Source organism: Rhizobium sp. YAF28 (genome assembly GCF_052113285.1).
Lineage (GTDB): Bacteria > Pseudomonadota > Alphaproteobacteria > Rhizobiales > Rhizobiaceae > Rhizobium.
Window position 1 is genome coordinate 275012 of sequence record NZ_JBFRCX010000007.1, and the last position, 22981, is coordinate 297992.

General features: G+C 60.1%; 24 protein-coding genes. 10 read left to right on the top strand and 14 right to left on the bottom strand.

All coding sequences use genetic code 11. The features are described from left to right. Window positions 1-126: 126 nt before the first annotated feature. The 4 genes from AB4Z13_RS18210 to AB4Z13_RS18225 are packed head-to-tail and all read right to left on the bottom strand — an operon-like array spanning window position 127 to window position 3855. Entirely contained in the window at window positions 127-906 is a 780-nt protein-coding gene (locus AB4Z13_RS18210; protein ID WP_442206434.1) for a VWA domain-containing protein, read from the bottom strand. Continuing rightward, complete coding sequence (locus AB4Z13_RS18215) at window positions 903-1949, bottom strand: hypothetical protein (protein WP_442206435.1); 1047 nt, start codon at window positions 1947-1949, stop codon at window positions 903-905. The genes AB4Z13_RS18210 and AB4Z13_RS18215 overlap by 4 nt, the downstream gene beginning before the upstream one ends. A 13-nt stretch (window positions 1950-1962) precedes the next feature. Continuing rightward, window positions 1963-2667: a TerD family protein gene (locus tag AB4Z13_RS18220; RefSeq protein ID WP_037103435.1), complete on the bottom strand. Its 705-nt coding sequence runs from the start codon at window positions 2665-2667 to the stop codon at window positions 1963-1965. Window positions 2668-2688: 21 nt separating this feature from the next. Then, on the bottom strand, window positions 2689-3855 hold the full coding sequence (locus AB4Z13_RS18225; RefSeq protein WP_442206436.1) for a toxic anion resistance protein: 1167 nt from the start codon (window positions 3853-3855) through the stop codon (window positions 2689-2691). Window positions 3856-4188: 333 nt separating this feature from the next. Between AB4Z13_RS18225 and AB4Z13_RS18230 the strand changes: the two genes are divergently transcribed. Further along, a complete protein-coding gene (locus tag AB4Z13_RS18230; protein ID WP_442206437.1) occupies window positions 4189-4968 on the top strand; it encodes a gamma-glutamyl-gamma-aminobutyrate hydrolase family protein in 780 nt (259 codons plus the stop codon). Window positions 4969-5024: 56 nt separating this feature from the next. Here AB4Z13_RS18230 and AB4Z13_RS18235 read toward each other — a convergent pair whose 3' ends face one another. From AB4Z13_RS18235 to AB4Z13_RS18250, 4 genes are all read right to left on the bottom strand, one after another. Further along, window positions 5025-6056: an aldo/keto reductase gene (locus AB4Z13_RS18235; RefSeq protein WP_442206438.1), complete on the bottom strand. Its 1032-nt coding sequence runs from the start codon at window positions 6054-6056 to the stop codon at window positions 5025-5027. A gap of 262 nt (window positions 6057-6318) precedes the next feature. Continuing rightward, the gene (locus tag AB4Z13_RS18240; RefSeq protein WP_113321896.1) at window positions 6319-7275 is read right to left on the bottom strand and encodes a 2-hydroxyacid dehydrogenase; all 957 of its coding nucleotides are present in this window, start codon (window positions 7273-7275) and stop codon (window positions 6319-6321) included. Between the two features lie 24 nt (window positions 7276-7299). After that, the gene (locus AB4Z13_RS18245) at window positions 7300-8322 is read right to left on the bottom strand and encodes a LacI family DNA-binding transcriptional regulator (protein ID WP_113321897.1); all 1023 of its coding nucleotides are present in this window, start codon (window positions 8320-8322) and stop codon (window positions 7300-7302) included. Window positions 8323-8441: 119 nt separating this feature from the next. Continuing rightward, the gene (locus AB4Z13_RS18250; protein ID WP_442206439.1) at window positions 8442-8951 is read right to left on the bottom strand and encodes a MarR family winged helix-turn-helix transcriptional regulator; all 510 of its coding nucleotides are present in this window, start codon (window positions 8949-8951) and stop codon (window positions 8442-8444) included. Between the two features lie 83 nt (window positions 8952-9034). On the opposite strand from AB4Z13_RS18250, the gene AB4Z13_RS18255 reads away from it, so the two are divergent. From AB4Z13_RS18255 to cysE, 5 genes are all read left to right on the top strand, one after another. Next, window positions 9035-9826 carry a creatininase family protein gene (locus AB4Z13_RS18255; protein WP_442206440.1) on the top strand — a complete coding sequence of 264 codons (792 nt, stop codon included), beginning with the start codon at window positions 9035-9037 and terminating at the stop codon, window positions 9824-9826. 143 nt (window positions 9827-9969) lie between these two features. Next, on the top strand, window positions 9970-11061 hold the full coding sequence (locus AB4Z13_RS18260; protein WP_442206441.1) for a CobW family GTP-binding protein: 1092 nt from the start codon (window positions 9970-9972) through the stop codon (window positions 11059-11061). After that, entirely contained in the window at window positions 11061-12053 is a 993-nt protein-coding gene (locus AB4Z13_RS18265) for a WD40 repeat domain-containing protein (protein WP_442206442.1), read from the top strand. Before AB4Z13_RS18260 ends, AB4Z13_RS18265 begins: the two co-directional genes overlap by 1 nt. 4 nt (window positions 12054-12057) lie before the next feature. Continuing rightward, a complete protein-coding gene (locus AB4Z13_RS18270; RefSeq protein ID WP_442206443.1) occupies window positions 12058-12540 on the top strand; it encodes a GNAT family N-acetyltransferase in 483 nt (160 codons plus the stop codon). A gap of 38 nt (window positions 12541-12578) precedes the next feature. After that, window positions 12579-13391, top strand: a complete 813-nt coding sequence (gene cysE, locus AB4Z13_RS18275) for a serine O-acetyltransferase (RefSeq protein ID WP_442206444.1) — start codon at window positions 12579-12581, stop codon at window positions 13389-13391. Here cysE and AB4Z13_RS18280 read toward each other — a convergent pair. Further along, window positions 13388-14545 carry a GGDEF domain-containing protein gene (locus tag AB4Z13_RS18280; protein ID WP_442206445.1) on the bottom strand — a complete coding sequence of 386 codons (1158 nt, stop codon included), beginning with the start codon at window positions 14543-14545 and terminating at the stop codon, window positions 13388-13390. The genes cysE and AB4Z13_RS18280 overlap by 4 nt on opposite strands. A 101-nt stretch (window positions 14546-14646) precedes the next feature. Further along, complete coding sequence (locus AB4Z13_RS18285) at window positions 14647-15654, bottom strand: serine hydrolase domain-containing protein (protein WP_442206446.1); 1008 nt, start codon at window positions 15652-15654, stop codon at window positions 14647-14649. Window positions 15655-15817: 163 nt separating this feature from the next. On the opposite strand from AB4Z13_RS18285, the gene AB4Z13_RS18290 reads away from it, so the two are divergent. Next, entirely contained in the window at window positions 15818-16783 is a 966-nt protein-coding gene (locus AB4Z13_RS18290; protein WP_442206447.1) for an NAD-dependent epimerase/dehydratase family protein, read from the top strand. 61 nt (window positions 16784-16844) lie between these two features. On the opposite strand, the gene AB4Z13_RS18295 is transcribed toward AB4Z13_RS18290, so the two are convergent. Both AB4Z13_RS18295 and odc2 read right to left on the bottom strand, forming a co-directional pair. Beyond that, window positions 16845-17435, bottom strand: a complete 591-nt coding sequence (locus AB4Z13_RS18295; protein ID WP_442206448.1) for a GNAT family N-acetyltransferase — start codon at window positions 17433-17435, stop codon at window positions 16845-16847. Window positions 17436-17531: 96 nt separating this feature from the next. After that, window positions 17532-18665, bottom strand: coding sequence for an ornithine/lysine decarboxylase (gene odc2, locus AB4Z13_RS18300; protein WP_113321906.1), 1134 nt, complete (start codon window positions 18663-18665; stop codon window positions 17532-17534). 525 nt (window positions 18666-19190) lie between these two features. On the opposite strand from odc2, the gene AB4Z13_RS18305 reads away from it, so the two are divergent. The 3 genes from AB4Z13_RS18305 to AB4Z13_RS18315 all read left to right on the top strand — a co-directional run bounded on the left by AB4Z13_RS18305 (window position 19191) and on the right by AB4Z13_RS18315 (window position 21889). Beyond that, the gene (locus AB4Z13_RS18305; RefSeq protein WP_442206449.1) at window positions 19191-20084 is read left to right on the top strand and encodes a LysR family transcriptional regulator; all 894 of its coding nucleotides are present in this window, start codon (window positions 19191-19193) and stop codon (window positions 20082-20084) included. A 99-nt stretch (window positions 20085-20183) separates the two neighbouring features. Then, the gene (locus tag AB4Z13_RS18310) at window positions 20184-20825 is read left to right on the top strand and encodes a DUF1007 family protein (RefSeq protein WP_113321908.1); all 642 of its coding nucleotides are present in this window, start codon (window positions 20184-20186) and stop codon (window positions 20823-20825) included. After that, a complete protein-coding gene (locus tag AB4Z13_RS18315; protein WP_442206450.1) occupies window positions 20819-21889 on the top strand; it encodes a nickel/cobalt transporter in 1071 nt (356 codons plus the stop codon). Before AB4Z13_RS18310 ends, AB4Z13_RS18315 begins: the two co-directional genes overlap by 7 nt. 3 nt (window positions 21890-21892) lie before the next feature. On the opposite strand, the gene AB4Z13_RS18320 is transcribed toward AB4Z13_RS18315, so the two are convergent. Continuing rightward, on the bottom strand, window positions 21893-22099 hold the full coding sequence (locus AB4Z13_RS18320; protein ID WP_037104016.1) for a hypothetical protein: 207 nt from the start codon (window positions 22097-22099) through the stop codon (window positions 21893-21895). Between the two features lie 86 nt (window positions 22100-22185). Beyond that, window positions 22186-22905 carry a tellurite resistance TerB family protein gene (locus AB4Z13_RS18325; RefSeq protein WP_442206451.1) on the bottom strand — a complete coding sequence of 240 codons (720 nt, stop codon included), beginning with the start codon at window positions 22903-22905 and terminating at the stop codon, window positions 22186-22188. Between the last annotated feature and the right edge of the window lie 76 nt (window positions 22906-22981).

Consider the following 22981-nt stretch of genomic DNA (forward strand, 5'->3'; position numbering starts at 1 on the left):
TTTAGTCTATTAGTCTTTGGGATCACGACGCTTCTGTGGCACACGCCACACATCCATCGGAATCAGCAGCTTAGCTGTATCGTGCCGGCCGCTTCCGCGATGAAGCGACCGGGCTTGCCTTCGGGATCAATGATGATCGTCGTCCTCGTCGTCATGCTCATGTTTCAGCCAGGTGCAGAGTTCGGCCGGAAGCAGTTTTTCGTAGGCATCGTCGCTGCCGACGAACTTTCCGAGATCCCTGACGCTGACGAAACCGACATTCGGGAAATGCTCCGCGGCGCTACGCAGGAATTCAAACTTCTCGTCGCCGATACCGACCATGACATAGTAAATCTGCGATTCAGCCTGTTCGGCCTTCTGCAGCAAGTCCCAGGCCGCGTCCCGGTCGGAATTCTCCCCGTCTGTCAGGAAATAATTGATTGCCGGAATGCCCGACCGCGTTTCTTCACCGAAGGCGTCGCGCCGCATGCCGAAGATCATGCCGAGCAGGCCACCTGCCCCTTCTTCCTCCATAAGCCCGTAAGTCATGAGGTTCGAGCGGATGACCGGACCGTAATCAGTGCCACCCCACAGGATTGGCTGGACATCCTTGTTGCCGACAATCTCGCGCTGAATGTAGCCCTCGTAATTCTTGGCCGTGGCAGGTGTCAGCGACGCCATATTCTGCTTGTTGGAAAAAGCCCAGGTATCGATATGGCCATCATCGTCGAAATAGAGAGCGACGGGAAGGATGCGCTCCAGCGCTGCCTGCACAGCGCCGGATTTGAAAAGGTCGCCCATGGACCCCGAGACATCGATATTGATGCCGACCTGCGCCGGAATGCGCTCGTGAATGCCCTGCTTCTGCAAAACGAAGCCGACGCGGCGAACTTCTTCCTCCGGCTTCTGTAGCTTGAATGTCGTCACGGCCTATTCCTCTCCAGTTTGAGTTTTCCAAGAATGCGGGTGTGAAGGTCGCGAAGCGGCACCCTTGTACTTGCCTGCTCCGCCGATTGAGCGGTTCGCGCTGCCGTTAGGGCTGCGGAATATGCCGCATGCCAGGCAGGCAGGTCTTCCTGCAGCAGGCCCTCGGCCAAGCGGGCGAGCGCTTCGATTTCCTGCGAGACGGCCGCAACGGTCCAGATGCTCATCTCGACGGTCGTCTTCGTTGCCGAAAGGCTTGATGTCCGTGTTTCCAGCGCTTCAGACTGCGAGGCATAATGAGCCTGCCGCTCGCGGTCGGGCAGTTGAAGGCTGTCGATGTGGTGGACGAGGAATCGACCGGCAAGAATATGCCCGGCAAGGTTATTCGAGAGCGACTTATAGGCCTTGCCGACAGCGCGTACCTGCTTGGCAACGGCGACAATCTCGGGCGCAAGCGCATTAAGTTCAGTCGCCAAAGCCCGCACCTCCGGATAGAGGCGAGAAAAAAGGCCGGCTGGATCACGGGGCGCGGCGAGAGCCTTGACGGTATTGAGAAAACCGCCGCGGACAGCAAACACCCTTTCCGGATCGAGGTCCATCAGGCACTGCAACAATTCGGCCGCAAACCGTCTCCCCTCTGCCACAACTTCACTGCCGACGATCTTGAGTTCGCTTTCCGCCAGTCTGCCGTGCTCGGTCTGCAGAGGAGCACCAAAGCGGACCACATCATCGAAATAATGATCATCGAGATTGGTGCTGTCGACGATCCGCAAGGCCGCTTTTGCGACAGCCTCGGTCGCGTTCGCGTCCATGCCCTGAAGGTCGGCGACGCCGCAGGAGATGCGTTGCCTCACCTCCCCAGCGGCTAGAACCCGCGGGCGATCGCCCTTGGGCGTGGGAGCACGGGGCGCACCGAAGAGTATCTTCGGCTGATTTCCGTCCTTCGGAGCGGCGACAGCCTGAGGCGCGGCACTTTCCGGGAAAAGCACCCTGGGTGATCCGCCCGGCTTTTTCTCCGGCGGTTCATCTGCCTTGCCGCTGGTCAAGCAGAGCCTCCGCTCAGCCGAGATAGGCCTGGATGACATCGCCGAGCCCGGCATTCGATCCCGCGCCGACGGCATAGAATTTCCAGGATCCGTCCGCCTGCTTCAGGAAGGACGCAACCTGGATCGTCGTTTTGCCGGCAAATTCGGCCGTCAGCTGATAGCGGCAGAGCTCATCGTCCATGGCATCGCAGACTTCAATATAGGCGTTCTTGACCTTGCCGAAATCCTGCTTCTTGCGAGCGGCATCGTGGATCGTTGCCCAGACGGCGAGCTCGGAAATCTCTCGCGGCAGCTTCGCCAGCACGATCTTGAACTCCTCGCGAAAGCCCTCGTCGTGATGACCGCCGCCATGATGATCGTCATCACCATCGTCATCGGGCTCCGGCTTGGTGAGAGCGCCACGTCCGGTGCGGTCGTCGCGCTCATGCCACATGGAGCCGTCATCCGTCTGGAAGGATCCGTCGGCATTCTTGGACAGTGATCCCTCAGGATTGCTGGAGCTGCGCACGAACGCGTAGCACAGCGCATGCGAACCGTCATTGTAGAGCCGCGCCCGGTTTGAATCGCCACCAGGATGAACCAGCGCAAAACAATGGACATCGAGGTCGAAGGCCGGGCCGGAGCCTTCCGGCGGATCCCAGACCAGTCCGGAATGAACGAGCTGGATCTCTTTCTGGATCTGGAACGACTGACCCTTGTTGAGATTAAAGGTTGCCATGCGCTGTCTTCTCCTGAGGTCTCAGATCGGGCGGGCAATCACGATCTGGCGTGCTTGTTCAAGCTTGGTGCGGGCGGCGGCATAGCGCTCCTTATTGCGCTCGCCTTCGGCAACGACCTTGTCAGCGATCGCCCGCAGCCGCTGGGCGGTACCGAGCACAAGATCGGCATCCGCAAGGCGGGTTTCGCCGGCTGCCTTTACCGCATTGACCGAAACATCTTCGAGCACCTGCGAGCCATACTGCTGCAGCGAGGCCCGCAGCTCACGCCGCATAGCATTGATCTGCTGGATCGACTGCATCTGGAAGAGCGCATGCAGCCTGATCAGGATCGACTTGATGTCGTTGAATTCGGCATTGGCAGAGGTGACGGTATCAGCGAGCGTCGCAAGGGCCGCACCCCGCGCAATGCCGATCGAGTCGAGATCCGTCGGCGCCTTGGCGTAGGCCGTTTCAAGAACGAGCACGCGGTTCTGGAAGATATCCAGCTTCTGCGAGAAGTCGCGAGCTTCCTGAACCTTGAGCGGATCGCCCGAGACCGCCTCTTGCTTCAGTCGTTCGAGATCCCTGCTTGCGTCAGCGATGATGCGACGGCCGGCCTCGACGAAAACCCCAAGCGAAACGATCGTATCGCGATATCCCTCCGCCAGGGTGCTCATACGCGAGACTTCGAGAATGAGCTTGCCGCTTTCCTCATCAATCTGGGCTTCCATCGGCTTGATGAGATCGCTGAGCGACTTCGCCTTGCTCTGTAGCATGCCACGCACTTCATCCGTCACGGCCTTCAACCGTTTGGCAGGGTCGCCAAGACCGACCGCCATCAGCAGACGTTCGAGAAAGCTTCCCTTCAGCTTCTCTCGGATGCTTGCCTCCAGCTCTTTCAGATCCGCATCCTTCACACCCTCGCGAATCGTGCGGAAAAGCTCGAAAAGCACCGGCGACTGGGCGTTGGTAATCTGCGAGAGAATAGTATCCAGCTTGGCACCGAAACTGCTGATAGCTTCCTGGCCGAAGGTAACAAGCGTATGCGGCTCTGCCGTCGCCAACCGATACCGCTCTGCTAGATCGCTGATATCGCCAGCCTTTTCCGGCGGAAGCACGACGGTCACGACGGCGGGCGGGCCGCCGGCTGCGATCGAGGGCATGAAGTCAGGTTTCGTCTCGAGTGCCGTCGTCTTCGGTTCCGACATGCCGTCAATCCTCTTGGTCCGTCCTCTTAACGATACGGTCAAGCCGCACGAAAATTACGAACACAGGTTGCAGAAATCGGCTGGAATGTAATTCAAGGGATGACACTCGGCAACACGATCCCCAACAATATTGGATGTATTTACCGACATTCCAATATCGTCGCGTTTGAAACTTGAAAGAGCTGGAAAACTTTAAAATCAATTATTTAGTCAACTTCCACTAAACACCGGACTTTTGAACCGCCGCAATTTGGCCACCGCGTGCATCCAAGCGTTGACTTCACGGTCGATCTGGCCGCACAAACGTCCGATATTGTTTTCTTCGGGGCAAAAATGACGAAACCGATCGTTGCGATTCCCGCCGATATCCGCAGCCTTGATGGCGCAACCTGGCATGCCGTGCAGCATCAATATGTGCGCGCGGCGCTGAATGCCGCCGGCGTAATGGCCTTCATCATTCCTGCCTTTGAAGAAGGCTATGACATAGATGCCATTCTCGATCGCGTGGACGGCGTGCTGGTTTCCGGCTCCGCAAGCAATGTGCACCCCTCGCTCTACGGCCTCGAAGCCACCGAAGCCGATGGCCCCTTTGATCCCGCCCGCGACGCCACGAGCCTGCCGCTGATCCGCCGCGCCATCGATCGTGCCATCCCGCTTCTTGCCATCTGCCGCGGCATTCAGGAATTGAATGTTGCGCTTGGCGGCTCGCTTGCGAGCGAAATCCAGGACCAGCCCGGCATCTGGGACCACCGGAAACCCGATGTGAAAGATCGCGACGGCATGTATGCGATCCGCCAGAGCGTCTTCGTCAAGGAAGGCTCCTGCATCGCCGGTATCATCGGCGCCGGCGAAATTCGCGTCAACTCGCTGCATCGCCAGGCGATCGCCAAGACCGCCCCGCGCCTGCAGGTCGAAGCTACAGCAGAGGACGGCACGGTCGAAGCCGTCTCCGTCATTGACGCCAAGGCCTTCGCAGTCGGCGTACAGTGGCACCCGGAATACTGGGCCGAGACCGACAAGCCCTCGAACAAGCTCTTTATCGCTTTCGGCGATGCCGTCAGAGATTACGCCGCCAGTAAGTTGCCATCGCTTCCGGCGCAAGCAATCGCCTGAAAACGGAAAGGCCGCCGGATCGCTCCGGCGGCCTTCTTCATCTCCAACTCATTGGCTCAGCGGCCGCCTTCGATCTTGCGGTGACGCTGGTTGGTGCCATTCGCACCATACGGATATTGCCCCGGCGTCGGCGCGCTGACTTCGTTGAGCTTTGCCGTCTCTTCCGCCGAAAGCACGAATTCCGCCGCAGCGAGATTGTCGGCGAGCTGTTCGGATGTGCGTGCGCCGAGAATGACCGAGGTCACGGCCGGGCGCGCGGCCACCCAGGAAAGCGCCACCTGCGCCATGCTGACGCTGCGTGCCTTGGCAATCTCCTCGACGGTGCTGATGATATCCCAGGTCCGCTCCTGCGCGTTGCGGGCAGCATAGGCCTCGCCGCCGCGATTGGGATTTTCGCCGAGGCGCGTCGCACCTGTCGGCGTCTCGTCGCGCTTGTACTTGCCAGTCAGCCAGCCGCCGCCGAGCGGCGACCAGGGCAGCAGGCCCATGCCTGCATCCTGACAGGCATCGACGATCTCGAGCTCGATGTCGCGCATCAGCAGGTTATACTGCGGCTGCAGCGTCACTGGGCGCGTATAGCCCTGTGCCTTGGCGATCTCGGAAGCCTTGGCAATGTGCCAGCTGACATAGTTGGAGAAGCCGTAGTAACCGATCTTGCCCGCGCGAACGGCATCATCGAGGAATCGCAGCGTCTCCTCGATCGGTGTCAGCGCATCCCAGGCATGCATCTGGTAGAGATCGATATGCTCGACGCCGAGGCGGCGCAGCGAGTCGTTCAGCGCCTGATTGAGGTGGCGGCGGGAAAGGCCGATATCGTTCGGCCCGTCGCCCATTGGGAAGCGACCCTTGGTGGCGATGACGGCCTGCTTTGCCTGCGTCGGACGCGCCTTCAGCCAGCGACCGATGATCTCCTCCGATACACCGTTGCTATAGACGTCTGCCGTGTCGATGAAATTGCCGCCCCAGGCGAAGTAGTCGTCGAGCATCTTGAAGGAAGCCGCCTCGTCGGACTCCTTCCCGAAGGTCATGGTACCCAGGCAATATGCGGTGACGATGGCCCCGCTGGGACCGAGCTTGCGATAATCCATTTCTGCCTCCTTCCAGAGGCGCCGGCTGCCCGCACGAAAAGTCGCCGGGCGGAGCAGACGCTCCCCGATCAAATCGCTATGTGTAAGCTTGAGACGGCGAAATGCCGCCGATGAAATCACGGCCGCTGGGAATGGACGCGGCCGGAACCAATCATAGCCAATCCTTCCCGGTCGACCAAGTGGGAAACAGGAAAAAGACTAACGGCAAAATAGGAACAAGCGAAACGCGCTCTCCGCCTTCACGGAAGGAGTGGGGAACGGCCTATTGCTTGACCGGGGTTTCCGCCACGGGTGTCACCGGCTTGCCCTGCTCGAACCAGGAGATGAGGTTTTCCGCCACCAGATCCGCCATCGCATTGCGCGTCGGGATGGAGGCCGAGCCGACATGCGGCACCAGCACCGTATTCGGTGCGGAAAGCAGACCGGCCGGCACGTTCGGCTCGTCATAGAAGACATCGAGGCCGGCGCCACCGATGGTGCCTGTATTGAGCGCAGCAATCAACGCATCCTCATCCATCGTCCAGCCTCGGCCGACATTGACGACGATGCCATCAGGGCCGAGCGCTGAAAGAACATCCGCGTTGATCGTACGGTGCGTCTGCGGCGTTTTCGGCACGATCGCAATCAGCGTGTCGACGGCCTCGGCAAGACCCTTCAGCGTCGGATGATAATCATAGGGCGCATCGGCATGGCGGGAGCGGGTGTGATAGCTGATCTTCACCTTGAAGGGTTCCAGGCGCTTGGCGATCTCAAGACCGATGCGGCCAAGGCCATAGAGGCCGACATGGCGGCCTTTCAGGGAAAAGCGCGTCAGCGGATAGGCAGAACCCGGCTTCCAGTTGCCGCCCCGCAGCCAGGCCTCGGCCTTCGGCAACTCGCGAATGGCGTTAAGCAGAAGCGCAATGGCTGTGTCGGCCACCTCGTCGTTCAGCACGTCGGGCGTATTGGTGACGATGATGCCCTTCGAACCTGCAAGCTTCGCATCGATGCCGTCGTAACCCACCCCGAAACTGGCGACGATCTCCACATTCGGCAATTGTTCGAACCAGGCGGCCGGGAAAACTCCGCTGAGCGCCACTCCACGAATACGTTTCGCCGTCTCGGCATCGAGCTTCAGCGTCTCGTCGCGATCGACAGTTACTACCTCGAAACGATCCTTCAGCTGGGCGAGAACGCGATCATGTATCTTCCCGGGAACGAGAACGGCAATGCGGGACATGGCTTTTCCTCTTGGCTTCGGCGGTCAGGAACGCGGCCGATAAGGGCTTGTGGACTGGCGGATACGCATTTCCGGCTTGATGAGATGGATGCCATCAGGCTCATGACTGCCCGCAAGTCGATCAAGTAGGGCGCGGGCGGCAAGACGTCCAACCTCTGTCTGGCCGTTCCAGACGGTGGTCAGTGCCGGCGTGGCAATCGAGGCTTCCTCCAGATCGTCATAGCCGGTCACCGAGATATCGCTGCCGGGCACAAGGCCGGCACGCGCTATGCCGTTCATAAGACCGATCGCGACCAGATCGTTCCAGCAGACGGCCGCCGTAGGCTTCTGCGGCAGGGAGAGGAAATGCACCGCCGCCTCGAAACCGCCCTGCTTCGAGCGCGGGCCGGGAATGCGCAGGTTCGGATCGACCTCGATGCCGGCCTTGCGCAGCGCATTGACATAGCCCTGATAGCGGTCGCGCCCGGTCGAGGTCTGGTCCGTACCGCCGATCATCGCGATCGTGCGATGGCCGAGGCCGATCAGGTGGTTGGTGGCAAGCGAAATGCCGTAGCTGTCGTCGCCGCGATAAGTCGGCACATCCTGGCTGTCCATGGAACGGGCGACGAGGATCGCCGGCATGCCGTTTTCTTCCGCGAGCTGGATATCCTCCGGCGGCGTGCCGATCGCCGGCGACATGATGACCCCGTCACCACCGAGCTGCAGCAGGGTTTCGATGAAGGTGCGCTGCTTCTCGACGGAATCGTAGTGATTGGAGAGAATGAAGGTGTGGCGGCTGCGATCGAGTTCGCTTTCGATCGCCTTCAGGATTTCCCCGTAGAACGGGTTCATGATGTCGTGAACGACAACGCCGATAATGCCGGAGCGTGACGTCCGCAGGCTGGCGGCGCGGCGATTGTAGATATAACCGAGCGCGCGGGCCTGTTCCTTGATCTTTTCGCGAGTATTGCCGGCAACCAGCGGACTATCGCGTAAGGCAAGGGAAACGGTCGCCGTTGATATGCCGAGTGTTTCGGCAATCGTCGAAAGCTTGATCTTCTGAACCACGTCTCCTCCTCCAGGCAACGCGTGAAGCTGGTCGACGGCTGCCGCAGTGCAACGCCAGCCTTAAAAAGTTTAATTAAAAGATTTAAGCGGCGCAGGCAATTCGCCTTTTGAGGAAATTTTCAGTCTTCCTCATCTTCGTCGACATGCACTGCCTCCGCCTGCAGATTGGCGTCGATCGCCTTGAGCAGACGCACCAGATTGCGGATCTCCTTTTCGGAGAAATCAAGCGTCGCCAGCTTGTCGCAGGAGGAAGCCGCAAGCTCGATTGCCTGCACGCTGCCACGACCGAGTTCAGTGAGGTATACCTTGGTGAGGCGGGCGTCTTCGGCGTCAGGCTTGCGTTCCAGGAAGCCCTGAGCCTCCATGCGGCCGATGGTGCGGGTCATGGTGGGCGCCTTGACACCGAGCTTCTGGGCAAGCCCGCCGGCTGTCATACCATCGCTTTCGGCAAGGGAAGTGATGACCCCGTCCTGGCCGGCATAGAGACCACTTTCAAGAAGGTTGCGCGACAGGACCGTACGCATGGAGCGAGCAGCCTGCGTCAGAGCCGGCGAAAGATCGACAAGCGTATACTCGGTCTGGTCCTTCTTTTTCTTGTGCTTCTTGCCGTCCTTATGCTTCTTGCCCATTGCCATCCCTTTGATCTTTAAGCACTGCCCAGGCTGGGTTATGACATTGCCCATCATCTCGTCATAAACAAGAGGCAAGGCCGATGTTGGTTCCGTCGTTCCGTTTCGAGGACAATGATCCGGCACTCGCTCCGGAGGCACGCCGCCGGTGGATAGCGGTCCTGCCACTCGGCGCACATGAACAGCACGGCCCCCATCTGCCCTTCGAAACCGACACATTGATCGCGCAGGGCATCGTCAACAGGCTGAAAACCGCCCTGCCGGCCGGTTTGCCCGTCACCGTACTCCCCATCGAATCGGTCGGCTACTCCTTAGAGCACATGGATGTTGAAGGAACGAAGACGCTCCCTTTTGATACAGCCGTAAAGCGCTGGCTCGATATCGCTGAAAACCTCTCGAAGCTCGGTATCCGCAAATTCGTGATGCTGAATGCCCATGGCGGCAACTCGCCGCTGATGACCATCGTCGCCACGGAAGCGCGTGTGCGCTTCAGCATGCTGGCCGTCTCCACGAGCTGGACCCGCTTCGGCCTGCCGGAGGGTGTGATCTTGCCGGATGAAAAGGCTGTAGACATTCATGGCGGAGATATCGAAACATCCGTCATGCTGGCGCTCTATCCGGACAGGGTGGATATGGAGAAAGCTGCCGACTTCCCTTCCAACCAGACAGAGTTCGCCCGGTGCTTCAAGCACCTGCGCGCCTATGGCCCGCATGCCTTCGGCTGGAAGATGTCCGATCTCAACCCGCAAGGCGCTGCAGGCAATGCGAAAAAGGCGACTGCAGAAAAGGGTGAGGCGCTGATAGCCCATGCGGTCAGCGGATTGGTGGAGCTGCTGCAGGATGTCGATGCTTTCGACACAGAAACGCTGCGATGAAGGCGCGGCTTTGCATAGAAAGCAATGTGATCTTATAACATACAAAACCCTTTGAACTGCCGCTTCCAAGCGCCTATATGAAACCGACCCATTCAGGCCCCGCACTTTGCCCTCGGGGTCAATATCCTACTTTCGAGGTTCTCATGACCGACGCGATCCAGACACAGCAGAAGCCCATCCCCGTCACCGTGCTCACCGGTTATCTCGGTGCCGGCAAGACGACACTGCTCAACCGCATCCTTTCCGAAAACCACGGCAAGAAATATGCAGTCATCGTCAACGAGTTCGGCGAGATCGGCATCGACAACGACCTGATCGTCGAATCCGACGAAGAAATCTACGAAATGAACAATGGCTGTGTGTGCTGCACGGTCCGAGGCGACCTGATCCGCGTCGTCGAGGGCCTGATGCGCCGTCCCGGCCGTTTTGACGGCATCATCGTCGAAACCACCGGCCTCGCCGATCCGGTTCCGGTTGCCCAGACCTTCTTCATGGATGATGACGTCCGCGCCAAGACCGAACTCGACGCCGTTGTTGCCCTCGTCGATGCCAAGCATCTGCCGCTGCGCCTGAAGGACAGCCGCGAGGCCGAAGACCAGATCGCCTTCGCCGACGTCGTCATCATCAACAAGACCGATCTCGTCACGCCAGAAGAACTGGCCCAGATCGAAGACATCGTGAACGCCATCAACCCCGCTGCTCGCGTCTACAAGACAAGCCGTTCCGGCGTTGATCTTGCCCGCGTTCTGAACCAGGGCGCCTTCAACCTCGAGCGCGCGCTGGAAAACGATCCGCATTTCCTCGAGCACGGCCATGACGATCATGTCTGCGGCCCGGACTGCGATCATGATCACCATGGTCATGACCACCATCATCACGATCATGACCACGACCATCACCACCATCATCATGGTGAGATGTCGGCCATCCATGACATAACGGTGCAGTCCGTTTCGCTGCGCGGCGGCGAGATGAACCCGGAGCGCTTCTTCCCCTGGATCCAGAAGATCACCCAGACGCAGGGCCCGAACATTCTGCGCCTCAAGGGCATCATCGCCTTCAAGGAGGACGCCGAGCGTTATGTCGTCCAGGGCGTGCATATGATCATCGAAGGCGATCACCAGCGTCCGTGGAAGGATGGCGAAAAGCACGAAAGCCGTCTCGTCTTCATCGGCCGCGACCTTGATCGCGCAAAGCTGGAAGAATCCTTCAAGGCGTGCGAGGCGACTGCCTGATGCCCACAGTTGCACCGCTTGATCTCGACGGCCACGTTCTGGCCGTCGAATTTTTAGGTGATGTCCCCTTTTTCGCGAATGCCGACGGTACCTTTCACCGGCTCGATGGCGGCGATAAGGTGATCGAAGCCCATCAGGGCATGCTGACAGCGATCCGCGACCCCTACAGCGAAAGCCTGATTTCGGGCGGCGAGGATGGCAAGGTGCTGCGCATTACCGCTGACGGCGGCGTCAGCGAAATTGCCTCGGCCCCGCGCAAGTGGATTTCGCAAGTCGCCGCCGGCCCGCAGGGTGCGATCGCTTATTCCTATGGCAAGAGCACGCTCGTGCGCCTCACCGATGGCACGACGAAGGAATTTCCCGAAGAGCGCACGGTCGAAGGCATCGCCTTCGCACCCAAGGGCCTGCGCATCGCAGCAGCCCGTTATAACGGCGTATCGCTGCATTGGGTCGGCACAAGCGCCAAGCCTGTTGATCTCGAATGGAAGGGCGCCCACACCGGCGTCACCTTCTCGCCCGACGGCAATTTCCTGGTCACATCAATGCAGGAAAATGCGCTTCACGGCTGGAAGCTCGACGTCAAGTCGGGCACCGAAGCCCGCCACATGCGTATGACCGGCTATCCGGCCAAGGTGAAGTCGCTCTCCTGGTCCGCCAAGGGCAAGTGGCTTGCCTCCTCCGGTGCGCCTGCCGCCATCGTCTGGCCCTTCCAGGGCAAGGACGGTCCGATGGGCAAGGCGCCACTGGAGCTCGGCACGCGCGCCAACATCATGGCAACTGCGGTGAAATTCCACCCGGTCGAGGATATACTCGCCATTGGCTTCATCGACGGCATGATCCTTGCCGTTCGCCTCGCCGACAGTAAGGAAGCGCTACTGCGCCGCCCCGGCAAGGGCGCTATCACCGGTATGAGCTGGAGCAAGGACGGCAAGCTGCTCGCTTTTGCTTCCGAGACCGGCGATTGCGGCGTCGTGGATATTGCGACGGCCTGATCCCATGGCTGTCGAAGTTACAGCCCTGGGTTCCAAGGACATGTATGAGGCTGCCATGGTGCGGCGCATCGCACTATGGAGCGTGATGCCGCACCTTCCCGATCTTCACGCCCCTGAGGAAGACGAGGAATACTGGCGAACACATCTGCTGCGAGAACACACGGTTCTTGGCGCGCTTGTCGACAGACGGCTGGTTGGCGTTATCGCCTACGGCAATGGTTGGATCGAGCAGCTCTACGTTCTGCCCGACGCCCAGCGTGCGGGAATCGGTACGACGCTTCTCTCTTCGGCAATGAATGATATGGACGATATTCGCCTCTGGACCTTCCAGCAAAATCGCCGCGCCCGTGCCTTCTATGAATCACATGGATTCTCGTCCATTGAAGAAACAGACGGCAGCGGCAACGAGGAAAGAGAGCCCGACATGCTCTATCATTGGCGCCGCCTACCAGAACCGGTGTATGATCCCGGCCCAGCCCATCGCTGACACGCCGTCGCAAGAAGATTTTTGAGAAGGACCCGACAATGCCTGTTCCGAATAACGCTGCCGCCGATGAGCCGTGCGCGTTCTGGTCCGTCTGGTCGGCAATCCGCACGGAAGCGGTCGATCTGGCAACGCGGGAACCAACCCTGCGGACACTCCTTGAAACACAGATCATCCGCGCAGAGAATGACGCTGACATCATCGCGCATGTGATTTCGGCGCGCCTCTCAGTCGCGAGGGTCGATGCCGAAGACCTGTTCCAGCTGTTTTACAGCACACTGCAGGAACACCCCGATATCGGCGCCGCCATCGAAGCCGATCTTCTGGCCGTGCGCGAACGAGATCCCGCCTGCACCACCTATCTGCACGCATTGTTGAACCTCAAGGGCTTTCACGCCCTGCAGACCCATCGCATTGCCCATGCCCTGTGGATGGTTGGCCGTGTCGAGATTGCGAGCTGGCTTTCAAACCTCGCCTCGCTGGTCTTCGGTCCGGATATCCATCCGGCTGCAAGGATCGGTTCCTCGATCATGCTCGACCATGGGTCGGGCATCGTCATCGGCGAGACGGCCGTCATCGAAGATGAAGTCTCTATCCTGCAGAACGTTACGCTTGGTGGTACGGGCAAAGAGACAGGTGATCGCCACCCGAAAATCCGCCACGGCGTGATGATCGGCGCCGGTGCGAAGATCCTCGGCAATATCGAGATCGGTGCTTTCAGCAAGATTGCGGCCGGCAGTGTCGTGCTGAAGCCGGTGCCGGCTCATTGCACGGTTGCCGGCGTTCCGGCAGCTGTCGTGCGTATTCATCGCAATGATGAAATTCCGGCCGAGACAATGGATCAGAATATCTAAGCGGCTTGCTGGTTTTCCCCTGCCGCCTCGACGCGGTTGCGGCCTTCGCGCTTCGAACGGTAGAGCGCCTCATCCGCCTTCTGCACGAGCCGCTCAAAATCCCCGCTCTCGTTCATGCGTGTGGAAACGCCGATGCTCAGTGTCGGGAAGATCGCCAGGTCCGGCATCTGCATGACGGTTGCCGCAAAGGAAAGACGGATGCGGTTTGCGATCTCTACCGCTTCTTCCCGATCGACATTGCGGAGCACCGCCAGGAATTCGTCTCCGCCTTGCCGGGCGAGCAGATCTCCGGAGCGCATGATGCCCTTCGACACTTTAGAGAAAAGTCGCAGGACCTCGTCGCCGGCGGCATGACCGTGCTGGTCGTTCAACTGCTTGAAATTGTCGATATCGATGACGAGGAGCGATACCGGCTGGCCGGTAAGCAACGGCACATGCTGGGCAAGGCCGCTACGGTTGAGCGTTCCGGTCAGGGGATCGTGATGAGCAAGCTCGATGAGCTGGTTCCGGCTCCTTTCGGCCGCCATCAGCACCATTGCCATGCTGCGAAGCATGATGAAGGCCACGGCCGATACCGCCATCCAGCTATGGATGACGCTGCCGCCGAAGGGATCCGGCCCGCCGATGTCTCCGGTTGCGGCTAGAAGGCTGCGAACTGCGAAGATCGCCGCGGTGACGACGTAAAGCCCCAGAAGAAGAGCCGCCGAATAAAGTTTCTCGCGGCGGAGAATGCCGGCTGCTTCCCTGGCGATCGTGATATCGCAGAGGCAGCAGATCACCGAGACATAGAGGAGACGCTCAGATATCGCTGCGGGATCGCTGATGAAAAGCGCCACCGGCATGCTGCCGCAGATTATCACGAGCCAGGAATAGCGCCGGTCGATGGGATGTCCCGCAAAGGCGCGGACGGCAAAGAACATCAGCATGTAGCCGACGATGGTCAGCACATTGCCCGCATCGATGGAGATATAGTAGGGAACGAGATTGCGCAGCGCGACGAGGAAGGAACCGATACCGACGAGCAGGTTGCTGGCGCCCCACCAGAGCGGCCAGCGTTCGAAGCGGCCCGTCGCATAGGCAGCGAACTGGAGAGCGCTCAGAACGACGCAGCTCACCGCAACGATGAAATAAATTGTCCGCAGATCCAGCAGCATCGAGCCTATCCCGAAGTCCCACACCGCGGACCCTACAGGAAGCGATTTGCAGTTTGATTGGATGCTTCGCTAAAAATTTAGCGACATTTGGTTTTTCAGCGTCAGGCGGCCCGTACCGCGCCGATGATATCAGCCAGCAGGCCGTGCAGCGAATCCCGATAGCCGTTGCGCGCGGAAGGGCCGCTCTCCTCCGAGGTCATGACGACCGTGAGATTGAGCGACGGCACGATATAGAGCATCTGGCCTCCATAGCCCCAGGCGAAATGCACCTGCTCTCCGCCGATCTGCCGCGTAAACCAGCCGTAACCATATTCATCACCGGAGAAGCGCGAATTGGTGCGGCGCTGCCAGGATTGGGCAACCCAGTCCGCCGGAACCACCTGTTTGCCTTCGTCCGTGCGCCCGCCGTTGCGGTAAAGCTCACCGAAAGCAAGCAAGGATCGGGCGCTCATCGCCATCTGGTTGCCGCCAAGATAGATGCCTTGCGGATCGCGCTCCCAAGCACCGATGCTAAAGCCCTCGATGGGACCGAGCCACTCTCGCGCCAGCGCCAGCGTCGACTTGCCACCGACCTTGGTCAAAATAGCGGAGAGAAGATGCGTCGAGGCCGTGGAATAGAGCATCTCCCCGCCCGGCTGATCGACGAAAGGCTGCGAGAGCGCAAAACGCACCCAGTTGCGTGAGGAGACCCAGCGGCCGTAATTCGGCCCGGACATGCGATCCAACCCCGCCTGCATGGAGAGCAGATTGCCGATCGTGATATCGTTGAGGCGAGCATCCGGAGAAGCAGGCAGATCCGCCTTCAGGATCGGCGCGATCTTCTGATCCGGCCCTTCCAGCAGGCCCTTGCCGATAGCAATGCCGACCAGCGCCGAAATAATCGATTTCGAAGCGGATTTGATGTTGCTCGGCTCCGACGGCGTATGACCGCGATAGCCATGCTCTGCCACCGCGCGCCCATTACGGGCGACAATGACGGTTTTCAGCGGTTTCAGCTCATCCCGACTTCCGAGACTATCCAGGAGATTCGAAACGGAGCTTCCCTGCTGCTGGGCGAGAGCGGCAATGGGGGCGAGCAGCAGAAGGCAGAGAGCGAGGCGCTTGATCATGGAGCGATGAGCTAGCGCAGCTACGCGGTGAAATCAGCAGCGGAAAGCGCCGATTCACGCGGACGTGAAACTTTATGATCCGCGCACTGGCCACTTGCAGTTCCGCGAAGCGGCACGACATACTGCGCATGACCAGCCCATATTCGCATCTGGAGGAGACTGCATGGCCCGCGTGATCGTCATCGGAGCAACAGGACATGTCGGCACCTATCTCGTACCCCGCCTCGTCGAGGCCGGCCATGAGGTGGTGGCGATCAGCCGCGGCACGGCCGCGCCCTATAAGGCGCATGAAGCATGGAGTCGCGCCGATATCAGGCATATGGACCGCGCAGCGCTCGAAGCCGAAGGCCGCTTCGGCGATGCGATCCGTGCGCTGGAGGGCGAGATCGTCATCGACATGATCTGCTTCACGCCCGAAAGCAACGAACAGCTCGCAACCGCGCTTGAGGGTCATGTCCGCCATTTTCTTCATACCGGCACGATCTGGACGCATGGTTTCTCAACGGTGGTCCCGACACCGGAGGAGGCACCGAAGAAGCCCTTCGGTGACTACGGCGTGAAGAAAGCGGCGATCGAATTCGACCTGCTGCGGAGGGCGCGAGAGAAAAGCTTTCCCGTAACGCTGATCCATCCCGGCCACATCGTCGGTCCCGGCTGGAACCCGTTGAACCCCGCCGGCCATTTCAACCCCGCTGTCTTCACGACGCTGGCACGCGGCGAAACGCTTGCGCTGCCGAATTTCGGCATGGAAACGGTGCATCATGTCCATGCCGACGACATTGCTGAACTCTTCATGGCCGCCATCGCAAAGCCCGAGGCGGCGATTGGCGAGGCCTTCCACGCGGTATCGGAAAAGGCTGTCACGCTGCGAGGCTACGCCGAGGCGATGGCGGCCTGGTTCGGCCAGGAAGCGAAGCTGGAATTCCTTCCCTATGAGGCCTGGGCAAAAAAACAGAACCCGGAAGAGGCCAGAGCCACCTGGGAGCATATCGCCCGCAGCCCCAACTGTTCGATGGAAAAAGCCCGCCGGCTGCTCGGATTCGCGCCGCGGCACGGCTCACTACAAGCCGTGCAGGAAGCCGTCCGCTGGCTGATCGGCAATGGCCGCGTCGAGGCAAAGGCTCCCTGAGCTATCAGTGATAGCCCTTAAACAAAAAGCCCCTCCCGGAGAATGGGAGGGGCTTTGCCGGTCAGGCCGCCTTCCGGACCGGCGCGCCGGCCAGCATGCGTCCCGAAGGGACGATCATGCCGGCCGCGCCGCCAAGCCAGCCCTCGACGAGCTCCAGCGCCAGAAAGCGCGAGCGTTCGAAGGGGCCGGGCATGACAAGGTGACGAGCCTTCTCGGCAAAAAAGCCGAAACGCTCGTAATAGTCCGCATCGCCGACGAGCAGGATCGCGCCGTGGCCGCGGTTTTTTGCTTCGAGGATCGCCGCGCGCATCAGCGCAGAGCCGATGCCCTTGCCGCCATGCTTACCATCGACGGCGAGCGGGCCGAGCAGCAGCGCGTCGAGCGGCGTACCCTCGTAGTTGATGCCGGCTTCGACATTCCACAGACGCACCGTGCCGATCACATGGCCGTCGCGGTCGCGCGCGACCAGCGCCAGGCCTTCGGCCGGCACACGGTTGCGGCGGATCATTTCCGACGACTTCTTGCGGCGATCCGGACCCATGACGCGATCGAGCAGGGTTTCGCGAGGAACGACGTCGGACGGATTTTCCGCATCGATAGTGAAAGTAACAGGCGCAAAGAATGCGCGGACAGAATCAAGAACAGCGACCATCTTGGCCTCCCGTACCCAATACCGTTATCAGCGGTGATGACTGGAAATTGTGAAGTTGCCGCCCCGGCTGGTTACGGGGCTGGCAGAAACAAGACCTTAGATGACGTAGGCCTTCAGCGGCTCAAAGCCATTGAAAGCGACTGCCGAGTAGGTCGTCGTGTAGGCGCCGGTACCTTCGATCAGAACCTCGTCGCCGATCGTCAGAGACATCGGCAGCGGATAGAGGTTCTTTTCGTACAGCACGTCGGCCGAGTCACAGGTCGGGCCGGCGATCACGCAGGGCTCCATCTCGTCGCCGTCGCGCTCGGTGCGGATCGGGTAGCGAATGGCTTCGTCCATCGTCTCGGCGAGACCGCCGAACTTGCCGATGTCGAGGAAGACCCAGCGGGCGTCGTCATTGTCCGACTTCTTGGAAATCAGCACTACTTCAGCCTTGATGACGCCTGCATTGCCAACCATGCCGCGGCCCGGCTCGATGATCGTCTGCGGGATCTGGTTGCCGAAATGCGTGCGAAGCGCCTGGTAGATCGACTTGCCGTAAGCTTCTGCGGACGGAACATCGCGCAGATACTTGGTCGGAAAGCCGCCGCCCATATTGACCATCTGCAGGTGGATGCCCTGCTTGGCAAGCTGGACGAAGACGCGCTTGGCATCGGCAAGAGCCGAATCCCAGGCATCGACCTTGGTCATCTGCGAGCCGACATGGAACGAGACGCCGTAGGACTGCAGGCCGAGCTGGTGAGCATAGACGAGAACGTCGACGGCCATCTGCGGAACGCAGCCGAACTTGCGCGACAGCGGCCATTCGGCACCCTCGCCGTCCGTCAGGACGCGGCAGAATACACGAGCACCCGGAGCTGCACGGGAAATCTTCTCGACTTCTTCGTGGCTGTCGACTGCAAAGAGGCTGACGCCGAGTGCATGCGCACGGGCGACGTCGCGTTCCTTCTTGATCGTGTTGCCGTAGGAGATACGGGCTGCGGTCGCACCGGCTTCCAGCGCCATTTCGATTTCTGCGACGGACGCGCAATCGAAGTTGGAACCGAGGCTGGCGAGCAGCTTCAGGACTTCCGGAGCCGGGTTGGCCTTGACGGCGTAATAGATCGCGCTGTCCGGCATCGCGTGACGGAAGGCGTGGAAATTGTCTCTGATGACATCGAGGTCAACCACGAGGCAGGGACCGTCGGGACGTCGGGTTGCGAGAAAGTCGCGGATGCGCTGGGTGGTCATATCGATTCCCTCTTCCAATTCCAGAGCTCCGGCACGAACCGGAGGACAAAGGGCATACAAGAACCGCTCAGGAACCAGCCGGTGGAGACCCCGGATCCTTGACGGCGCTTGATGCGCGAATAGTGAACCAACGCCGCTGACGCGGTATGGGTTCGGCTTTGTCTGCCATGGATTGGAGGGAGTATCCCTGCCGCACTTCCGGCAATGAAGGTGTGCCTCTTCAGTAACCCCCGCTGATGGAAAGCAGGGAGAGAACAAAAAGGCCCGCACCGTCGTTGCTTCAGGCGTCCTCGCATTTTCCGGTTGGCCGGAATAGCGACTGGAGGGGTTAATTCCAGGTACCTTACCGATTTCCTCACCAATTCGAGGGTTCGGCGGACACCCATGGGCACGTGCGACTTTGGGCTGAGTGGGAAATAAGAATATTCGCCGACATAATCAAGAGAATTTTTGATTGCGCCCCAAAAAATAAATTGAACAAAGCAGCCAGATTTGTTCAATATTCTGAAACAGATCGGAGGAATCATGGACACGCTGACCCGCATACGCGCCTTCATCGATGTGGTCGAAGCTGAAGGTTTTTCTGCTGCTGCGCGGCGCACCGGCCGCTCCAAGGCCCTGCTCTCGAAATACGTGCGCGAACTGGAGGACGAACTCGGCGCCTTGCTGCTCAATCGCACCACCCGTCAGTTCTCGATGACCGAGGCCGGACACACCTATTATCGCACGGCATCCGACATCCTGAAGGAGATCGATAACCTCGCCGACCTCGTGCGGGAGAACAATGCGCAACTGAAGGGCCGCCTGAAGGTTTCTGTGCCGCGCACCTTCGTCGATGCCGATGTCGGCCAGTCGTTGATCGACTTCGCCAAGGAAAATCCAAACCTGCAGCTGGAGATTGCCGCCGACGACCGATTCGTCGACCTGATCGAGGAAGGCTTCGACGTCGCGGTCCGCGTCACCAAACTCGAAGATTCCGGTATGATCGCCCGCAAGATCTCCGATTTCCGCGTCCATATCTGCGCCACGCCGGAATTCCTCGAACGCTACCCCAACATCGAGCACCCGAGCGATATCTCCAACGTGCCCTTCATCGTCGATACCAATTCCCGCAACCAGGCGAGCATCCGCTTCTACAATCCCGACAGCACCTCCTTTGCGGTCGCCGTTTCCGGCCCGATGGAAGTCAACAGCCCGCACGCGACACTGCGCGCCTCGCTCTCAGGGATCGGGATTGCGCTGATTCCAGACTTCATCGCTCGCAAACCGATCGAAGACGGCCGGCTGGTGACGTTGTTCAACGACTATATTCCGACTGACCGCGGCATCTATGCCGTCTATCCGCACCGCCGCTATCTGCCGGCAAAGGTCAGGATCTTCGTGGACTACCTTTACAACTGGTTCAAGAAACATCCCTGAAGCGAGCGGGATGCGCGCCTAAGCGTCGCAGGGGCGGTCCCAATTCCGTCCCATTTTCTGGTGAGAAATCACCCCAACCGAACAGGGCAGCGGGTAAGCATGAAAAGATCGACACTTCTGACGGCTGGGCTTCTTTCGCTCGCCCCCGCCACCGCCTTCGCCCATCCGCATATCTTCGTGGAAGCGCGGCTGGAAGTTGTCGCAGCACCCGACGGCAGCATTCAGGAACTGCGCAATGTCTGGCGCTTCGATGAGGTCTTCTCCTCTTCGGTCGTCATGGATTTCGACAAGAACACCGATCTGAAGCTGGAGCCGAACGAACTTGCCGAGGTCGGCAAGACGGTCCGAGATTCGCTTGCCGACTACGATTACTACATGAACTTGACGATCAACGGGAAGAACATCACCGTCCAGAAGCCCGACATCATCCACGTCGACTACAAGGAAGGTCAGCTTCTGATGTTTTTTGCGGTCAAACCGGTCGAAAAGATGCCGCTGAAGGGCAAGCTGACCTTCGGCGTCTATGATCCGACGCTCTACACCTCGATCGACTTCCCGACCGACAACGAACTCGCCACGGTCGGCGACGGCTTCAAGGCTTGCAAGCACGCGGTCGTGCGCCCGGACGCAGACGAGGTAATCTCGGAAAACAAGCAGTCGCTGACCGACGCTTTCTTCAACGATCCGACCGGCACCAATATGTCGAAGCTCTTTGCCACGCGGCTGGAGGTCACATGCTGATAAAGCGCCTGCCCCTCGCCCTGCTTGCGCTCGCTGTCATGTCCGTCGCTGCCCATGCGCAATCGCCGCTCGGCATCGGCACGGCCGAGCCGAGCTTCCAGCCGACGGGCGGGCCGCTGGCGCCACTCTTTCTCTACGTGAATTACGAGCAGCAGGCCTTCTATCGTGCGCTGACTGGCGCGCTGAAGGAGATGCGCCAGGATCCCTGGCAGCTTTCCTCGCTGATCGGCCTTTCCTTTGCCTATGGCGTCTTTCATGCCGCCGGCCCCGGCCACGGTAAGGCCGTCATCTCGTCCTACATGATCGCCAACGAAGTCGAGCTTCGACGTGGCATCGTCATCTCCTTCATCTCAGCCTTCGTCCAGGGCGTTATGGCCGTCGTGCTTGTCGGCGGCGCGTGGCTGGTGCTGCGCGGCACCGGTATCACACTGACCATGGCAACACAGGCCATGGAAATCGCAAGCTTCGTGATGGTCATCCTCTTCGGTGGCTGGCTGCTCTTCCGAAAGCTGCGCTCGATGGCCGGCAGCCTGCCACGCCGTCGGCTCATGGCAACGCCGGCTGGGCCTGTCAGCATGATGCTGGACTGGAAGGAGAATGCCGCCGAACGCCAGCGCGCCAATTTCAGCTTCAACGGCAAGGCGCAGGCCGTGGACCCCGGCCATACCTATGTGCCCGGCATGGTCTGCGAGACCTGCGGCAATTCACACCTACCCGATCCCTCGCTGGTCAGCGGCGACAAGTTTAGCGCGCGTGAGGCGTGGTCTGCGGTGATTGCCGTGGGCTTGCGCCCCTGCTCCGGCGCATTGCTGGTCATGACCTTCTCACTGCTGAACGGGCTTTATCTCGGCGGCGTGCTCTCGGTCGTCGCCATGTCGCTCGGCACCGCCATTACCGTTGCAATTCTTGCCACGCTCGCCGTCACTGCCAAGAGCACCGCGGTGCGCCTCTCCGGCCGCGGTTCGTCCGCCTCCGTCTGGATCGGCAATGCGATCGAGATATCAGGTGCAATTCTTGTAATCTTGATGGGTGTATTGCTGCTCGGAGCCTCCCTGCAGGGATAGTCTTCAGGGCTTTCTGCTGCGCTGATAGCGCGCCCGCAGCCAGAATATGCCGAAGAAACACATCAGCAGGCAGACGCCGACGATGACGGCCAATGTCGGCGAGAAACTGCCGATCCACAGCACGATGGTCGGCAGGAAGTAGATCACCAGCCCGGCAGAAAACAGAATGATAGCGGCGGCGATCGCCTGCGAACGGCTTTCCGGGCTCATGGACATGCTCACTCCTCTTGTCCGGGAGTGGATAGGCCAGCCGCTTCGCAAAGGCAACTGGCCCCAGGATCACTGTACCGCTGACATCATTGAGAGAGGGTGATCTTGGCGGAGGAAACCGTCGCCTCGATATGGTCGACGAGCTGATCGGGAAGACCGAGCCTGCCCGCAAGCAGATCGAGATAGCCGCGTTCGGCACGCGAATCCGGCTCGATCGTCAGGCGCGAGGCTGTGTAGAGCTCGACCTTCTGCTCCTCGGTCACGGCGGCTGCGACAAGCGCATCGATGTCCGTCGGCTCCGAAAGCTCGCGCTCGATGAAGCTCGCCGCCTCGCCGCTGACATCGGCGGCCTTGACCTTGTCCATGATGAGCGCGCGCTCTGCATCGTCGATATGACCGTCGGCCTTGGCGGCAGCGATCATGGCACGGATGAGGATGAGCACGAATTCATTGCTGGTCGCAGGCGAGGCCGGACCGAAGCCGGATTCCGTGGGCGGAGGCAGGAGAACGGGATTGTTCGCCGTCGGCGCATCAGAGGGTGCCGCAGGCGCTTGCCCGGCCTGATAATTCTTCCAGGCCTGATATCCGAGACCTGCGATTGCTGCGAGACCGCCGATGGCGACGGCATTGCCGGCAATGTCACGACCGGTCTTGGTGCCGAGAAGGACGGCGGCAAGACCGGCGGTCTTCAACGGATTGTCCTTCGCCATCTGGATCGCGTCGCCCGCCCGGTCGCGCACGCTGCCGCCCACACCCGGCACTTGTGATCCCAGAAACTGGTCGAGTAGCTTCTTCGCGTCGAACATGTCCTCATCTTCTCCCTGTTCTAGAGGCTGGAGGAGAACATAGGTTTGCGACTGCCGAAAAACAAACGAGGGCGGC

Excerpts from the sequence above, each read along its gene's own strand:
- AB4Z13_RS18220 (WP_037103435.1), bottom strand. The coding sequence starts at position 2,667 with ATGGCAACCTTTAATCTCAACAAGGGTCAGTCGTTCCAGATCCAGAAA.
- AB4Z13_RS18280 (WP_442206445.1), bottom strand. The coding sequence starts at position 14,545 with ATGCTGCTGGATCTGCGGACAATTTATTTCATCGTTGCGGTGAGCTGC.
- AB4Z13_RS18250 (WP_442206439.1), bottom strand. The coding sequence starts at position 8,951 with ATGGGCAAGAAGCATAAGGACGGCAAGAAGCACAAGAAAAAGAAGGAC.
- AB4Z13_RS18230 (WP_442206437.1), top strand. The coding sequence starts at position 4,189 with ATGACGAAACCGATCGTTGCGATTCCCGCCGATATCCGCAGCCTTGAT.
- AB4Z13_RS18285 (WP_442206446.1), bottom strand. The coding sequence starts at position 15,654 with ATGATCAAGCGCCTCGCTCTCTGCCTTCTGCTGCTCGCCCCCATTGCC.
- AB4Z13_RS18255 (WP_442206440.1), top strand. The coding sequence starts at position 9,035 with ATGTTGGTTCCGTCGTTCCGTTTCGAGGACAATGATCCGGCACTCGCT.
- AB4Z13_RS18265 (WP_442206442.1), top strand. The coding sequence starts at position 11,061 with ATGCCCACAGTTGCACCGCTTGATCTCGACGGCCACGTTCTGGCCGTC.
- AB4Z13_RS18235 (WP_442206438.1), bottom strand. The coding sequence starts at position 6,056 with ATGGATTATCGCAAGCTCGGTCCCAGCGGGGCCATCGTCACCGCATAT.
- AB4Z13_RS18290 (WP_442206447.1), top strand. The coding sequence starts at position 15,818 with ATGGCCCGCGTGATCGTCATCGGAGCAACAGGACATGTCGGCACCTAT.
- AB4Z13_RS18260 (WP_442206441.1), top strand. The coding sequence starts at position 9,970 with ATGACCGACGCGATCCAGACACAGCAGAAGCCCATCCCCGTCACCGTG.
- AB4Z13_RS18225 (WP_442206436.1), bottom strand. The coding sequence starts at position 3,855 with ATGTCGGAACCGAAGACGACGGCACTCGAGACGAAACCTGACTTCATG.
- cysE (WP_442206444.1), top strand. The coding sequence starts at position 12,579 with ATGCCTGTTCCGAATAACGCTGCCGCCGATGAGCCGTGCGCGTTCTGG.
- odc2 (WP_113321906.1), bottom strand. The coding sequence starts at position 18,665 with ATGACCACCCAGCGCATCCGCGACTTTCTCGCAACCCGACGTCCCGAC.
- AB4Z13_RS18240 (WP_113321896.1), bottom strand. The coding sequence starts at position 7,275 with ATGTCCCGCATTGCCGTTCTCGTTCCCGGGAAGATACATGATCGCGTT.
- AB4Z13_RS18310 (WP_113321908.1), top strand. The coding sequence starts at position 20,184 with ATGAAAAGATCGACACTTCTGACGGCTGGGCTTCTTTCGCTCGCCCCC.
- AB4Z13_RS18270 (WP_442206443.1), top strand. The coding sequence starts at position 12,058 with ATGGCTGTCGAAGTTACAGCCCTGGGTTCCAAGGACATGTATGAGGCT.
- AB4Z13_RS18325 (WP_442206451.1), bottom strand. The coding sequence starts at position 22,905 with ATGTTCGACGCGAAGAAGCTACTCGACCAGTTTCTGGGATCACAAGTG.
- AB4Z13_RS18305 (WP_442206449.1), top strand. The coding sequence starts at position 19,191 with ATGGACACGCTGACCCGCATACGCGCCTTCATCGATGTGGTCGAAGCT.
- AB4Z13_RS18320 (WP_037104016.1), bottom strand. The coding sequence starts at position 22,099 with ATGAGCCCGGAAAGCCGTTCGCAGGCGATCGCCGCCGCTATCATTCTG.
- AB4Z13_RS18295 (WP_442206448.1), bottom strand. The coding sequence starts at position 17,435 with ATGGTCGCTGTTCTTGATTCTGTCCGCGCATTCTTTGCGCCTGTTACT.
- AB4Z13_RS18315 (WP_442206450.1), top strand. The coding sequence starts at position 20,819 with ATGCTGATAAAGCGCCTGCCCCTCGCCCTGCTTGCGCTCGCTGTCATG.